The sequence below is a fragment of the Komagataeibacter intermedius TF2 genome, assembly GCF_000964425.1.
Taxonomy (GTDB): Bacteria; Pseudomonadota; Alphaproteobacteria; order Acetobacterales; family Acetobacteraceae; genus Komagataeibacter; species Komagataeibacter intermedius.
The window spans coordinates 13665-28942 of record NZ_BANF01000050.1 but is presented as its reverse complement, the minus strand read 5'-3'; the positions used below and the strand labels follow the sequence as shown (position 1 = coordinate 28942).

The window sequence follows — 15278 nt, the reverse complement described above, 5'->3', positions numbered from 1 at the left end:
AGGTCAGATTCCGAAAAAAGGGGGGAATGCATCATGTGACCGGGCGCATCCAGCGCCCGAGCAGCAGGCGTTCGATGGTGGTCATGCCACCATGCAGCACCAGCCCCGTGACAGTGATGAGGAAAAGGGCGGCGAACATGCGCGGTATGTCCATCTGAAACCCCGATTGCAGGATTTCATAGGCCAGCCCCGCGCTATTGCCCCCCGTACCGGCCACGAACTCCGCCACGACCGCGCCGACAAGGGCCAGTCCACTGGCGATCCTGACACCGGCCATGAACATGGGCAGCGCACTGGGAATGCGCAGCCGCAGCAGCATCTGCACGCGCGTGGCCTTGTGCATGCGGAAATAGGCCTCCAGTCCCGGATCAACGGCCCCAAGGCCGATCAGCGTATTGGAAATGACGGGAAAAATGGCGATCAGCGTGGCGCACAGCACCAGCGCCATGGACGTCGTCTTGACCAGCACGATGATCAGCGGCGCCACCGCCGCAATGGGGGTGACCTGCAGGATGATGACATACGGCATGAAACTGGCCTGCAGCAGCCTGTGCTGCACCAGTACCACCGCGATGGCCGTGCCCAGCAGGACCGAAACCAGCAGCGAGACAAGGGTGACATACAGCGTGCTGCCCAGCGCATGAAGCAGCATGGGTCCGTTGGCGTACAGCGAGGCCACGATATCGGATGGTGCCGGGAACAGGTACACCGGAATGGCAAACAGCCGGCAGGCCGCCTGCCATATCCCCAGCGTGCACAGCCCCACCAGCACCGGTGCGATCAGGCCCAGTCGTGCCGCGTTGCGCGGATTCATGGACTTACGCCCTCCGCGCCAGCAAAGGTTGCATGGGTTGCCTCCGTCAGCATCTGGCTCAGGTCGCGGCACATATGGGCGAACCCGTCGCTCAGCCGGAATGCGTCGTCGCGGCGGATGGCGGGATCGATATGGTATTCACCAAATATCCGCCCCGGATTGGCCGCCATGACAATGACACGGGATGACAGGAAAACCGCTTCGTACAGCGAATGCGTGACAAAGACCGTGGTCAGCCCGTTTTCGTAACACAGGCGCGCCATTTCGCCATCCAGCCGGTCACGGGTGAATTCATCCAGCGCGCCAAACGGCTCATCCATCAGCAGAAGGTCGGGCCGCGTCACCAGCGCGCGCGCGATGGAGGCGCGCATTTTCATGCCGCCCGACAGCTGCGCGGGGTAATGCCGCAGCACATGGCCCAGCCCGACCTGTTCCAGCGCGGCACGGACCTGCGGCGCAGCGGTGGAGGCGGGCACGCGTTCAAGGTCCAGCGGCAGGCGCACGTTATCTTCCACCCGCGCCCATGGCATGAGGGTCGGGTCCTGGAATACGAAGGCCATCCGGTGCCCTTCGGACCCCACATGCGTGAAATCGCGCCCCCACCACCGCACCAGCCCGGCCGTGGGCGGATGGATGGATGCAATAACCTTGAGCAGCGTGCTCTTGCCACAGCCGGACGGGCCGATCAGGCTTATGAATTCGCCGGGCTGGATTTCCAGGTCAACCGGGGCAAGCGCACGGACGCCACTGCCAAAAATCTTTTCGACCCCCCATAGGCCTACAACCGGGCTCATGCTACGGTCGTGCTCAGATGCGACACGAATTCGGTCGTATAGGCCCTGCGCCATGCCGGTGTGTCGGGAAACTGGCCATCGGCCGTGACAAGGCTGTGCAGCGCCGCCCACTGCGCATCATCCATCGTGCCGATCACGCTGCCCTTTTCCCCCAGCGCATTGATCCTGCGCAACGCATCGCGCGAATAGGCAAGCTGGGCTGCGGACATGGACGGATTGTCAATGACGATATCCTTGTCCCCCGCCGCCGGGTCGCCATACAGGTACGTGTTCCACCCCGCCGCACTGGCGCGCAGGAAGCGGGTCACGTCATCCCCGCGCCGGGCAATGACATCACGCGTGGCCAGAAGCACGTTGCCGTATGTGCGATAGCCGGAATCAGACAGAAGCAGGTAATTGAAGGGGATGTTCTTCTGTGTCGCGGCAAAGGGTTCGGAGGTCACGAAGGTCTGGATCGCCATGCGCGGGTTCATGACGAATGGCTGGATGTTGTAAGTATAGACACCGGCCTGCGCATCCGAAAACCCAAATCGCGCGCGCAGCCACGGCCAGAAGGTGGACCGCCCTTCGGTATTGATCAGGATGGGGTGCCCCTTCAGCTGCTCAAGCGCGGTAATGTCCTTGTGCACCATAAGGCCGGTCACGGATTTCTGGAACGATGTCCCTATGGCCACGACCGGCAGGTCCTTTGCCGCGGCAAGCAGCGCAAGCTCCATGCTGCCGATCATGATGTCGGCCTGACCGCCAAGCAGCAGCTGCATGTTGTTGACCTGCGGCCCGCCCATTCTGATGGAGACGGGAACCCCGGCCTGCGCATACAGGCCGTTGGCCCGGGCCTGGTAAAAACCACCATGTTCGGCCTGGGCATACCAGTTTGTCAGCAGCCGCAGCGCCGGCTGGTCCGCCGCGGCGGGGCGCGGGCGCATGAACACGGTGGCCATCATGGCGCCACCGGCCGCCAGCATGCTACGTCTGCCTATGCCCTGATGGTGCATTGTCTTCCCCGTTAACCCGGACGGCTGAATTTACAACGACACCGTAACATTATAGAATCGTATTGATAAAGCGGTATTTTTAACATGTCGTGTTGCTTAACTGGCATCATGCTGTTTCGTTGCAATCGCGGCCGGATGCGGGATTAATGATACGATTCCGTTCTGGACAGGCCGCGCGCAGGGGCATGGCAGGCAGGCAGCATGGACCCGGGACATAATGATGGATCTTGCACTTTTCCCCGATAACGACGCCTACGTACTGGCCGATGCCACGCTGCCCGCAGCCGATGGCCGCCTGCTGCGCCGCAGTCTGGTCATTGACGGGGGGCGGATCGCCGCCATATCCGAACGCGCGCCCGATACGGCGCTGCCGGTGGTGGCGCTGGATGGCGCCATGGTCTGGCCCGCCATGGCGGATATCCACACCCATCTGGACAAGGGGTTCATATGGGACCGGACCCCCAACCCCGACGGGACCTTCATGGGGGCGCTGCAGGCCGTCAACCAGGACCGCGAAGCTTACTGGAGCACGGAAGACGTGCGCCGCCGCATGACATTCGCGCTGCGCTGCGCATACGCGCACGGCACGCAGGCGGTGCGCACCCATCTGGACACCATGGGCACGCACGGGCAGCGGGTGTGGCCACTGATCCGGGACATGCAGGCACGGTGGGCGGGCCGGATCGCGCTGCAGGCTGTCTCCCTCGTCATGCCGCAGTCCTATGCTGGGGAAGACGGCGAACGCATCGCGCGCGATGTCGCCAGCACGCCGGGCGCGTGCCTTGGCGCGGTGCTCATGCATGACAACGCCACGCCGGAACATCTGGACCGGCTGTTTGCACTGGCGGAACGTTTCGGCTGCGGGCTGGACCTGCATGTGGACGAAAACAACGTGCGCGGCGGCACCGCCCTGCAGGCCGTGGCCGAAACGGTCATGCGGCGGCGTTTCAGGCTGCCGGTGCTGTGCGGGCACTGCTGCAGCCTGTCGGTGCAGGATGCGCCGCGTCAGGCCGGGATCGTGAAAAGCGTGGCCGATGCGGGCATCGGTATCGTCAGCCTGCCCATGTGCAACATGTACCTGCAGGACCGCACGCCCGGCCGCACCCCGTTGTGGCGTGGCGTGACAATGGTGCACGAACTGCACGCGGCGGGCGTGCCGGTCATGTTCGCCAGCGACAACACGCGCGACCCGTTCTATGCCTATGGCGACCTTGACATGGCGGAGGTGTTTTCGCAGGCCGTGCGCATTGCGCATCTTGATCATCCGTTCGGCGGGTGGTGGCAGTCCGTATCCGTCACCCCTGCACGGTGGATGGGGCTGGATACGGCGCTGCGGGCCGGCAACCCTGCCGACCTGGTGGTTTTCGCGGCCCGGGACATGAACCAGCTTGTCACCCGCCCCACGGGGCCACGCGCCGTCATCCGCCACGGACGGGCCATCGATGCGCGCGCGCCATCATATGCCGAACTGTGACATGTCGCGCAGACATCAGACCATCTTCCCTGTTCTTTTGCTACCAGTTCTGAAAAATGGATAGACCGTCATGAAGCCAATCGGAAAAAGAACCCTGCTGGCGGCCACGATGCTGTGCCTGCTGCCATTTGCCCATGCCGGCGCCGCGGACAGCCAGCCATCGTTTCTTGTAAAGAACGCTTATATATTCTCCATGTCGGATAAATATAAGAAGCCCTTTACCGGATACATGCTGATCGACGCCAGTGGCACGATCCTGTCCGTTGCGCCGGGCACACCTGGCGCAGGCATCCACGCCACAACCACGCTTGACGCGCATGGCCACTGGATCATGCCGGGTTTCATTTCCGCCCACAGCCACCTGTGGCAGGCCGCCTATCGTGGCCTGGCGCAGGACAGGACGCTGCCGGGATGGATTGACGCGCTGTATGACAAGGCCGCCAGCCATGCGCAGGCCGAGGATTTTTACTGGTTTACGCTGGATGGCGCGCTTGACCACCTGCAACACGGCGTAACGGCGGCCTATAATTTCAACTATGGCAATCACTGGGGAAGGCCGAAGACCGAACGCGACGACGTGGACCACCAGCAGTTTCGCGCGGAACAGGATTCCGGCCTGCGCTTCGTGCACGGCATCAACCCCACGGCGGATGCCGCCGACCATTCGCTGGATGGCGCGCGCCAGCACCTGCGCGGCTTTATTGACTGGACCAGGGCGCAGCCTGCCAGCACCGCCTTCCTGTCCATCATGCTGAATGGCACCGTCGCCTTCCAGGAGAACGCGGCCAGCGCCCGGTCGGAAGCAATGCTGGAGGCGACCCTGATGAAGGAGTTCGGCGTCGGCAACCAGACCCATTACCTTGAACCGCCCGACAATATTGCGTCCGAGCAGGCGGTCTTCCCCTATTTTGCGCAAAGCGGGATGATGGGGCCGAACCTGATCTTCGGGCACTTCATCCATACCACGCCCGAAATCCTGGCGCAGACAGCGCGCGCGGGGGCGGCCATGTCGTGGAATCCCCTGTCCAACGGGCGGCTGGCCTCAGGCACGGCGGACATCCCCACCTACCTGAAGGATGGCATCCGTGTCGGCATAGGCGAGGACGGGGAGGCCAGCGCCGACCTGGCCGACCCGTTCGAAAACATGCGCACGGGGCTGTACGCCATCCGCGACAAATACCAGAGCGCCAGCATCATGAGCCCCTATGACGTGCTGCGTCTGCATACGGTGGGCAGTGCGTCCGTCCTGCAGGTTTCCGATCGTCTGGGCAGCCTTGAGGCGGGCAAGCTTGCCGATTTCCTGATAATCGACCCGACGCATCTTGCGCATGTGTTTGACCCGTACGCCACGCTGGTCCTTGCCGCGTCCGAGCGGGATCTGGAACAGGTCTATGTTGGCGGCAGGCTGGTGGTGGACCACGGCAGGGTACTGACGCAGGACATCAACGCAGTGGAAGCGCAGGCCGACCGGCGCGTGGCGGCATCGCTGCCGGGCCATACCGGCCGCCACAAATAGGAAGCTGCCTGAAAACAGCCCATTGAAAAAAAGATAAAAGTTTCCGGGTGTCGCCTTTTCCAGAAAGGCGACACCTCCTCCACCCACGACCTGATCCCGGAGCGGACCGGGACGAAAAGGTGTCAATTAAAATGCAACAGTCTGTGGCCGTCTTTGTATCTGGTGCAATCTGACCGCATCTGTAACGTCTACCGGTCCCATCCACCTGATGTGATGATCCGGCCATGCCGGGCGCGTGGCATGGTCCGTGGGCAACCGGGAGTAATCAGGGGCGGCGGCGCCGTTGTGTCGCTTTCGGATGCATCTGTATTTCATGGTGGAGGTGGTCTGGAAATGAAAGCGAAAGTATTTGATGGCTGACCAGAGGCGAAGCAGGTTCCCTGCCGGTATTTTTACATCTGTCATGCTTGCGGGCGCGGCCTGCCTGCCCATGGCCGCGCATGCCGCGCCACCTGCGCAGGAAGTCAGGTTTGTTGTCGTGACCAACTGGGAAAACGGCGCGGATAGCGGCGACGAACCCGGTGAGTACCAGAACTGGGTCGAACGTGAACATCTGGATGAAAAAGTACCTGTCCGCGGTGCGCCCGACGTGGTCCGCCGCAACAGGGCGGGGCTGTATGGCCTGGTGCTGCGGCATGGCGTAACGGACCTTGCGGCGTTCGTCCTTGATCCGCGTTTCGACTTCCATCACACCTACTGGCTGTTTACGGGTATTTCGGGTGTTGACCCCAATGCGGCCTCGGTCGGCAGTGTCGCATGGGCGCGCTGGGTCGTGGATGGCGACGCCCTGCGTGAGATCGACGACCGCACCATTCCCAGGGACTGGCCTTACGGGCTGTACGCCATCGGCGCATCACGCCCCAATACCCTGCCGGAAGCACCGAACCATTACGGATCGGTGACGGATGTAGCAGAACTGACACGGGCATATCCGCTTAACCAGGGGCTGGCACGCTGGGCGTTTGCGCTCAGCCAGCGGGTCAATCTGGCCGATGACCCGGCCATCGCCCTGCGGCGCAAGGCATGGACGGGCTTCGATCAGGCCCGCAAGCCACCTTTTGTCCTGATGGGCGAGACACTGGGCGCGGAACGCTACTGGCACGGCGCGCCACGCAACCGCTGGGCGCAGGACTGGGTCAGGCTGTGGACGCATGGACAGGGCCAGTTCGTCATGACGAATGAGGAAAGCCAGACCTACCAGCGCGAAATGCGCACGCTCGCCACGCTGGGCTTTGTCGATCCCGACCGGATCATGGTGCTGCGTTCGGGCAGCAATTTCTCGGTTCCACCGCCGGGCGTGCCCGTAACCCAGTCGATGGGCGATGAAGGACCGGGGCAGTCGCTGGCGTTTGACAATAACGAACGGGCAGGGGAGCCGGTAATCGAGGAAATCCTGTCGAACTGGAAAAAATACCGCGACAATATTCCCTCATGAAGAATCTTCTTAATAAATACACATAAATGCTGGCGGCAATGGTTTAACAGGGCCTGCCGGGTGGCCGGGACACGCCATCTGGCAGGTACAGGACCGGATGTATGTCCATGACCCATTCCGGCACCCTGATGAGGAGGCAACGTCACGATGAACAGCAGGTCTTCCGATACGCGCGCCAGCAGGCGCAAACCGGTCTGGTGCATCGGCGCCGCACTCCTCGGCCTGTCCCTGAGTCCCGACCGGGCGCATGCATGGGGCATGGAAGGCCACAAAGCCATTGCAGCACTTGCGTGGAAATACATGACACCGGATACCCGTGCGAAGGTTGATGCCATCCTCGCCACGGATCATGACACGCTGACCGCGCCGGACCTTATGTCACGCGCGACATGGGCCGATAAATGGCGCGCCGCCGGACACCCGGAAACCGGGCCGTGGCATTTCATCGACCTTGAAATCGACCACCCTGACATGGCCGCTGCCTGCCAGACCCCGGCGCAGGGCGGGGGACAGGCCTGTGTCACAAGCCAGCTTGAACGCTTTGAGCATGTCCTGTCCAACCCGGCGTCCACGGATGCGGACCGCGTGCTGGCGCTGAAATATGTCATTCATTTCGTGGGGGACATGCACCAGCCCCTGCACGCGGCGGACCATGACGACCGGGGCGGCAACTGCGTGCGGATCAGCCTGGGCGGTCCACGCACGACCAACCTGCACAGCTACTGGGACACGGCGGTGGTCACGGAAATAGAACCGGACGCCCGGCATCTGGCCGACCGGCTGTTCGACCAGATTTCCGTCAACCAGAAAGATGCATGGCAGGCCGGCACCCCCACGCAGTGGGCCATGGAAAGCTTCAGTCTGGCAAAGACATACGTATATGATTTTCACCCCCCGGCAGGGTGCGACGCCAACAGCGCGCCCCTGTCGCTGCCTGCGGGATACGAGGCAACGGCGCGCACGGTCGTCACGGAACAGCTGGAAAAAGCCGGTGTCCGGCTGGCATTCGTCCTGAATCGGGATCTGGCGGATGTGAAGGTCAAGACCAGACGGTAACACGGCGGCCTGCGTGCCATATGCGGCGCATGGGCGGCCCGGCGGCATAAACCGGATTTTCCTGCGGCCTGTGCAGGAGACGGAACGGATTTCATGTTCATTTCAAAAAAGGGCGATACGCCGTGATCCTTTTTTCAGACAGCATTCTTTCGCGTAAGACCTCCCGACACGGACGCCTGCGCTGGCTGGCGGGCTGCGCCATGGCCATAGGCAGCCTTGTCGCAAACGGCAGCACAGCCCGCGCGGATGACAGCGCGCAGAGGAATTTCCAGATCGTGGAAAGCGTGCCGGAAAATTCCCTGTACGGCCAGTCCGGCATCGCCCGCACCAAGGATGTCTGGCTGGACATGATCCACCACGCGCAGCATTCCATTGACGCGGCGGTTTTCTATATTACGGACAAACCCGGCCACAGCATGTCCGACATCCTTGACGCCCTGACGGAACGCGCCCGGGCGGGCGTGCAGGTGCGCATCGTGGTGGAGCAGTCCTTCCTGAAGGAAACCGGAAGCGTTCTGGAAAAGCTGAAGAGCGTTCCCAACATCACGACCGCCATTCTGCCCGGCCACACGCTGACGGGGGGGATCCTGCATGCCAAATACATGGTTGTTGATAATAACAGCGTATTCGTAGGCAGCCAGAACTGGGACTGGCGCGCGCTTGAACACATTCACGAAATTGGCGCACGGATCGACAATGCGCCGATAGCACGGGATTTTGAATCGGATTTCAACATGCTGTGGATGCTGGCGCAGGGCGCGCCACTGTCCAATGCCTATGCCAAATTCGCGGCGACACCGGATTTCGCGCCCGTAACGCAGGCCAACCCGATTATCCTGTCGGACGGGACGCAGCCGCTGATTGCCTTTCCCGCCTTCAGCCCGGCGGTCATGATGCCGTCTTCCCTGACGACCGAGGAAAAGGCGCTGGTGGACATGATTCATGGCGCGCGCAGGACCCTGCGTCTGCAGGTCCTGACCATGAGCGCATTCAACCATTACGGTGCGCGTGGCTACTGGCCCGTACTGGATACCGCCCTGCGCGATGCGGCGGCGCGGGGGGTGGAAACCCAGATCATCGTGTCCAACTGGTCGCTGTCCGAACCGATGCAGTCCTATCTCAAGTCACTGTCCGTCCTGCCGCATGTCACCGTCAAATTCAGCACGGTTCCCGACATGCCGGGGGAGAAGATACCATTCGCGCGGGTTGAACACTGCAAATACGCGGTCGCGGATGATAATGCGGTCTATATCGGGACCGGCAACTGGGAACCCAGCTATTTCACGACAACGGTCAATGCATCCATTTTCGTGCATGGCGCATCACCTGCGCGGGACCTGAACGCCATTTTCATGCATGACTGGACCGGACCATATGTAACCCAGCTCGAAGCGGGCAGGACCTACACCATGCCAAAGCGCGACTGACCGGGCACAAAGGCACCTTCATCCACATTCCATGCATGTGCCGCATGACAACACGGGGCGGGCTGCCCTGCCACCATATGGCGCCCGAACCGGCTTGGCACGTCCATTTTGTAATGATAAAGAAATGAAATGAACGATGATCAGGTGGCGACATGCAGGAACGGACGTTAGCGCGCGGGCTTCTTTCGGCTGTTCTTGCCGCTGCCACCGGCATGCTGGCGGCCGCGGCGGCACAGGCCGCGGCCCCATCGGTCACGGCGCCTGCGGGCGTGATCTCGGGCATGAAGCGGGGGAATGCGGATATTTTCCTTGGCGTTCCGTTCGCCGCCCCGCCCACGGGGCAGGGCAGGTGGCAGCCATCCACGCCCCTCGCGTCCTATCCCGCCCCCGTCCAGGCCACGACCGCGCGCATGGGCTGCGCCGCCCCGATCAGCGCCGATGTGGGCGAGACGGTGAATGAGGACTGCCTGTACCTCAACATCTATCGCCCTGCAGGCGTGGATGCACATGCCAGCCTGCCAGTAACCGTCTTCATTCATGGCGGCGGCAACCAGACCGGCACGCCCGCCAGTTATGACGGGACGGAATTCGCCACGCGCACCCATTCCATCGTGGTCATTCCCACCTACCGGCTGGGGGTTTTCGGTTTCCTGGCCCTTGGGGGTGAACAGGGGCAGCCACAGGGGGATCTGGCGCTCAGCGATATCATATCGGCGCTGAAATGGACCCACGACAATATCGCGGCATTTGGTGGCAACGCCACGGGCATGAGCGTGGTGGGAGAATCCGCCGGGGCCGCGAACATATGTGACGTACTGGGTGCACCCGCGGCGCATGGGCTTGTAACGCAGGCGATCATGCAGAGCGGCTTCTGCCCCGGCCGGCCCACGCGCGCTGTGATGGAGGCGGTCGGCACGGCAACGGCGCAGGCGGCCGGCTGCACGGGGCCCGACCCGCTGCCCTGCATGAAGCGCCTGCCGGTTCCCGCCCTGCTGGCGGCATGGAATACGGTATGGCAGCAGCCAGCCGTCCGGCTGAAGGACGGGACATCCGTCTCCCGCCCCCTGTTTCCGATCACGCCATCCGGCAGCACCCTGCAGCCCCAGCCGGTGGACGCGGCAATCCGGGCTGGCGCCGTGGGGTCCGTTCCCGTCCTGATCGGCTTCAACCGCGACGAACTGCGGACATTCCTTGCGGGCTATTATCCGCTGTCAACTGACCGCTACCACGCGCTGCTGACGCAGGATTACAGCGGGTTCGCAGCGGACCTGCAAAAGGAATATCCTCTCATCGCGGGGCAGGACCCGGTCTATACCCTTTCCGCCCTGCGCACGGACCAGATGCTGATCTGTCCCGCGCTACGGGCGGCGGCGGTGCTGAATGGCCCGACGCATGTTGCCGTCTATGAATTTGCCGACCGCACCGCGCCCCCTTTCCGCTCGCTTGCCATGAAACTGCCGGATGCGCCGGGATTTGACCGTGGCGCGTCCCATACGGCGGAACTGCTGTACCTGTTTGGTTACAAATCCGTTGCCGGTCCGCTATCTCCCGCGCAGCAGGCGCTGTCCGCGCGGATGATGGATATGTGGGCCACGTTCGGACGATCAGGCACGACCGCGCCATGGCCAGCATGGACCCCGCAGGCCCCCGATGTCACGGTGCTGGCGCTGCCGGCCGATGGAGGGATCCGGGTCGAACGCGACGTCGCAACCCGTCACCATTGCGGGTTCTGGGACCGTCACCCCGCCATTCCCAACAGCCTTTTCCCATAATCACACATCACCCGCGCCGAACACCCGATGGCGGGCATATGACGCGGGTCCATGATACCCAGACAGGAAAGATCCCGCCGTTCATGAATGCTGACCCCTTCATCCTGTCCCATGTTTGCGTGACAGCATGCGCCCGCAGCCGGACATCCACATTCCTCAGGCAGGCGTGCGGGTCCCGGACCCATCTTGCCGCCCTTGCCATGCTGACATGGGGCGCCGCCGCCCATGCGGCGACGGGGCCACGCTGCACCGTGCATGCGGGCAAGGGGGAAACGGTGGTCGAAGCCATTCTCCTTGACGACACGCCCGACCCGAAGCCGGGACGGGTCATCATCGACGCCCACGGCATCATCCGGTGTGCCGGTGCCACGTGCCAGCCGACCGCACCACATCCGACCGTCATCAGTTGCCCGCAGGACAGCCTTTCGCCCGGTTTCATCAACCCCCATGACCATATCGATTTCACCGGCGACGCGCCGCAGCCCGATACGGGGGAGCGGTTCGAACACCGCAATGAATGGCGCAAGGGCCTTGACGGCCATACGGAGCTGAAGGGCGCCATTGGCGATACCAATCCGGAACTGATCGCATGGGGTGAACTGCGTTTCCTCATCAGCGGCATAACGTCCATGGTGGGGGACAGCATGGCGCCCGGCCTTGTCCGCAACCTGGATTTTGCCGCGGGGCTTGAAGGGCTGCCGCAACGTCCCGTCACATACCAGATATTCCCCCTTGATGACGTGTCCGGGATCATGCGCACGCATGACTGCGATTACGGGCACCACCCGTCCACCCCCGCCGATGTCGCAGCCACGCCCGCCTTCCTTGCCCATGTGGCGGAAGGCACGAACGGGGCGGCCCATAATGAATTCCGCTGCCTCAGTTCCAATACCTATGATCGCACGCCACAGAAGGGTGGCGGTGGCATCAGTCAGGACATGATGCAGCCGGGCATGACCATCCTGCATGGGGTGGGGCTGGGTGCGAATGATTTTGACCTGCTGCACAACAGGGGGATCAGCCTTGTCTGGTCACCACGCAGCAATCTTGCGCTGTATGGACGGACCGTGGACATTCCCGCAGCCCGTGCCCATGGCGTGACCATTGCCCTTGGCACGGACTGGCTGCCCTCGGGGTCCATGAACATGAGCCGGGAATTCGCCTGCGCCGTGCATTACAACCGCGACCACCTTGCCAGCGCCCTGTCGTCACGTGACCTGTGGCGCATGGCGACGCAGGGCGGGGCCGAAGCCGTGCATGGCGGCAGCGTGATGGGGGCAATCGCGCCGGACCACGTGGCGGACCTTGTCCTGTTCCGTCCGCAGGGCCAGACACCGTACGACGCGGCGGTCCAGTCCACACCCGGTACCGTCGACATGGTCATGCGGGGCGGCCATGTCCTTTATGGGGATCGCAAGGTTATCCGCCACCTGCATCAGCCCGGCTGTGAAAAGGTGGTTATTGACGGGCAGGCCAAGGCGCTGTGTATCCGCACGGACCAGCATTTTTCCTTCGCGACCCTGAAACGTGATATGGCGCGGCGGCATATCTATCCGCTGGTCACCACCGGCACGCCCCCGAATGAGCCCCCCTGTGAAACACTGGAAGAAACCCGCGCACGCCTGCCCAATGCACGTCTGACAGGCCCGAAATAATAGTTTCCGGACGTCGCCTTTTTTCAAAAAGGCGACGTCTTCCAAAGCTTTTTGAAAGAAGCTTCACCAAAAACTTTCATTTGATTTACAGGGTGTTTTGTAAATCGCCTTTTCAGGCGAACAGTCTTTCATACTTTCAGGGGATGCAGGACGGGCGACGTGGCGGCCGGGTCGGTAATGCCGGGTGCCCCCGTGGGGACCAGCCCGGCCAGTCGTGTCAGCGTATGGCGTTCGTGGCGGACAGACACGCTGAAATCGTACCAGCCGCCGCTGGCCGCAAACGCCATTTCATGCCGGATCGTTGCACTGGCGGGTACGGTCAGGTGAATGGCATGCTGATGGTAGGCGTTATCATGAATCCGCACATGCCGCGCATGATCGCTGTGATTGGTCAGTTCCAGAACAAGTGACTGGCCATCCCCCGCATGACGGGCCGCGACCATGATGGAGGATGGACCGGCACGGTGGAAACGGCGCAGGAACCCATTGGGCCCGGTCACACTCCAGACATCCACGCCATGCGGCGACAGGTCCAGCGTATCGGTCAGGCTGTCGCCCGCGCCTACCGTATGGCGGCGCGGCACGTCATCGGTATGTTCATGGTAGACATGGAAACACGCGCCCAACGCGCCGTGGCTGGAAAATTCCAGCGCCAGCGCACCTGCATCCGTGCCCGTGGTTTCGTTTACCGCCAGATCGTAGGACGTGGGGCGCAGGGGACGGGTGCCACTTTCCTGTATGCCCATGTCCCCGGCCGCGCTGCGCGGTGGCGGGGCCGGATCGACACGGTGGCGGGCCTGTTCCACCTTTTCACGGTAGTCGCGCGTATCAGGCAGTCCCCCCAGGCGCGTCTGTCCGGGGGCCGAGAAATCAAAGGCCGTGGTCAGGTCGCCACAGACGGACCGCCGCCACGGCGTGATGTTTGGCTCATCCACCCCGAAACGGGCGGCGATAAAGCGGATGACCGATGTATGGTCGAATACGTCCGAACAGACGAAGCCACCCGTACTCCATGGTGAAATCGCCAGCATCGGCACACGTGGCCCAAGGCCATAGGGCAGGTTATCGACCGTATAGGCCTGTGGTGAGAAATCCATGAGCCGGTTATGGATTTCGCCCCGGGTGCTGACCGTGCTGCGTCCCGGCAGTACCGGGGTCGGCGGCTGGGGTGGGGGCATGTGGTCAAAATAGCCGTCATTTTCGTCATACATCAGCAAAAGGACGGTCTTCGACCATACATCCGGGTCCGCCGTCAGGGCGTCAAGGATGCGGGCGATGTAGGCCGCGCCATAATCCGGCGTCCAGCGCGGATGTTCGGAATAGGCCGCGGGCGGCAGCAGCCACGAGACCTGCGGCAGCCGGTGCCCCAGCACGTCCGCGCGCAGGTCATCCAGCGTGCGGCGCGTCATCGCCCGCCTGTGCAGGGACGACCCTTCGGGCGCATGGACGAAATTGCGGAAATTCATCAGGATATTGGTCCCGAAATTCCCGTTTTCCAGATCACGCCCTTCCAGCCCCTGCTGGTAAACCTGCCATGACACACCGGCCTTTTCCAGCCGTTCGGGGTAGGTTGTCCATGTAAAGGGCGGCGGCACGTGACCATACGCGGCCCGGTCCACCCAGTCGATGTTGTCAAGGATGGGGCCACCGCCCGTCCCATCGGCATCGACCATGCCGGTCATTAGGTAAAAACGGTTGGGATGGGTCTGGGTGGGGGTGGAGCAGAAATAATGGTCACATACCGTAAAGGCATCGGCCAGCGCATAATGGAATGGAATGTCATCCCGCGTGTAATAGCCCATGGTCATGTCGGTCTTGTTCGGCGGCCAGCGGTCATTGCGCCCTGCGTTGATGGCCGCATGGGTCGGCTTCCAGCTATGATCCAGGTCCACCACGCACTGCGCACTGGTTGACCGCGTATCCAGATGGAATGGCAGGATATCCCCATGGTCCGCCTTCAGCCGGGGCTGGAACCAGACGGGCCTGCCATCGGGCCGCAGCACGGGGTGCCGGTCATTGATGCCCCGCACGCCATTCAGGTGACCATAATAATGGTCAAACGACCGATTTTCCTGCATGAAGACGACAACATGTTCGACATCTTCGATTGTCCCGGCCCGACGGCTGGCGGGAATGGCCAGCGCGCGGTTGATGGAAGACATCAGCATGGCGGACATCGCGGAACCGGCGCCTCCCTTCAGGAAAGACCGGCGGGAGATGCGTGGCATGAACTTTCTTCCTTCTGCTATGGCTGTATCCGTACCGCATGCTGGCGCGGCGCCGCATGAACCGGACATGCCCTTCAGCCCCGCCGCGCTGGCGTGAGGCTCCCCCTGTCAT

General features: G+C 62.6%; 11 protein-coding genes. 7 read left to right on the top strand and 4 right to left on the bottom strand.

Annotation, left to right across the window (positions count from 1 at the left end):
* Nucleotides 1-31: 31 nt before the first annotated feature.
* The 3 genes from B7449_RS09235 to B7449_RS09225 are packed head-to-tail and all read right to left on the bottom strand — an operon-like array spanning nucleotide 32 to nucleotide 2603.
* The gene (locus B7449_RS09235; RefSeq protein WP_039736790.1) at nucleotides 32-814 is read right to left on the bottom strand and encodes an ABC transporter permease; all 783 of its coding nucleotides are present in this window, start codon (nucleotides 812-814) and stop codon (nucleotides 32-34) included.
* The gene (locus tag B7449_RS09230) at nucleotides 811-1608 is read right to left on the bottom strand and encodes an ABC transporter ATP-binding protein (RefSeq protein ID WP_039736789.1); all 798 of its coding nucleotides are present in this window, start codon (nucleotides 1606-1608) and stop codon (nucleotides 811-813) included. The genes B7449_RS09235 and B7449_RS09230 overlap by 4 nt, the downstream gene beginning before the upstream one ends.
* Complete coding sequence (locus tag B7449_RS09225) at nucleotides 1605-2603, bottom strand: ABC transporter substrate-binding protein (protein WP_244465753.1); 999 nt, start codon at nucleotides 2601-2603, stop codon at nucleotides 1605-1607. Before B7449_RS09225 ends, B7449_RS09230 begins: the two co-directional genes overlap by 4 nt.
* A gap of 217 nt (nucleotides 2604-2820) precedes the next feature.
* Between B7449_RS09225 and B7449_RS09220 the strand changes: the two genes are divergently transcribed.
* From B7449_RS09220 to B7449_RS09190, 7 genes are all read left to right on the top strand, one after another.
* Complete coding sequence (locus B7449_RS09220; RefSeq protein WP_082084818.1) at nucleotides 2821-4077, top strand: cytosine deaminase; 1257 nt, start codon at nucleotides 2821-2823, stop codon at nucleotides 4075-4077.
* Nucleotides 4078-4147: 70 nt separating this feature from the next.
* The gene (locus tag B7449_RS09215; RefSeq protein WP_199858412.1) at nucleotides 4148-5593 is read left to right on the top strand and encodes an amidohydrolase family protein; all 1446 of its coding nucleotides are present in this window, start codon (nucleotides 4148-4150) and stop codon (nucleotides 5591-5593) included.
* 403 nt (nucleotides 5594-5996) lie between these two features.
* The gene (locus B7449_RS09210) at nucleotides 5997-7028 is read left to right on the top strand and encodes a purine-nucleoside phosphorylase (RefSeq protein ID WP_141654856.1); all 1032 of its coding nucleotides are present in this window, start codon (nucleotides 5997-5999) and stop codon (nucleotides 7026-7028) included.
* A gap of 147 nt (nucleotides 7029-7175) precedes the next feature.
* The gene (locus B7449_RS09205) at nucleotides 7176-8084 is read left to right on the top strand and encodes a S1/P1 nuclease (protein WP_039736787.1); all 909 of its coding nucleotides are present in this window, start codon (nucleotides 7176-7178) and stop codon (nucleotides 8082-8084) included.
* Between the two features lie 122 nt (nucleotides 8085-8206).
* Nucleotides 8207-9511: a phospholipase D-like domain-containing protein gene (locus B7449_RS09200; protein ID WP_141654851.1), complete on the top strand. Its 1305-nt coding sequence runs from the start codon at nucleotides 8207-8209 to the stop codon at nucleotides 9509-9511.
* Between the two features lie 152 nt (nucleotides 9512-9663).
* A complete protein-coding gene (locus B7449_RS09195) occupies nucleotides 9664-11283 on the top strand; it encodes a carboxylesterase/lipase family protein (RefSeq protein WP_039736786.1) in 1620 nt (539 codons plus the stop codon).
* Between the two features lie 83 nt (nucleotides 11284-11366).
* Complete coding sequence (locus B7449_RS09190) at nucleotides 11367-12938, top strand: amidohydrolase family protein (protein ID WP_039736784.1); 1572 nt, start codon at nucleotides 11367-11369, stop codon at nucleotides 12936-12938.
* Nucleotides 12939-13066: 128 nt separating this feature from the next.
* Here the strand turns inward: B7449_RS09190 and B7449_RS09185 are convergent, their stop codons facing one another.
* Nucleotides 13067-15166, bottom strand: a complete 2100-nt coding sequence (locus B7449_RS09185) for a phosphocholine-specific phospholipase C (protein WP_039736783.1) — start codon at nucleotides 15164-15166, stop codon at nucleotides 13067-13069.
* Between the last annotated feature and the right edge of the window lie 112 nt (nucleotides 15167-15278).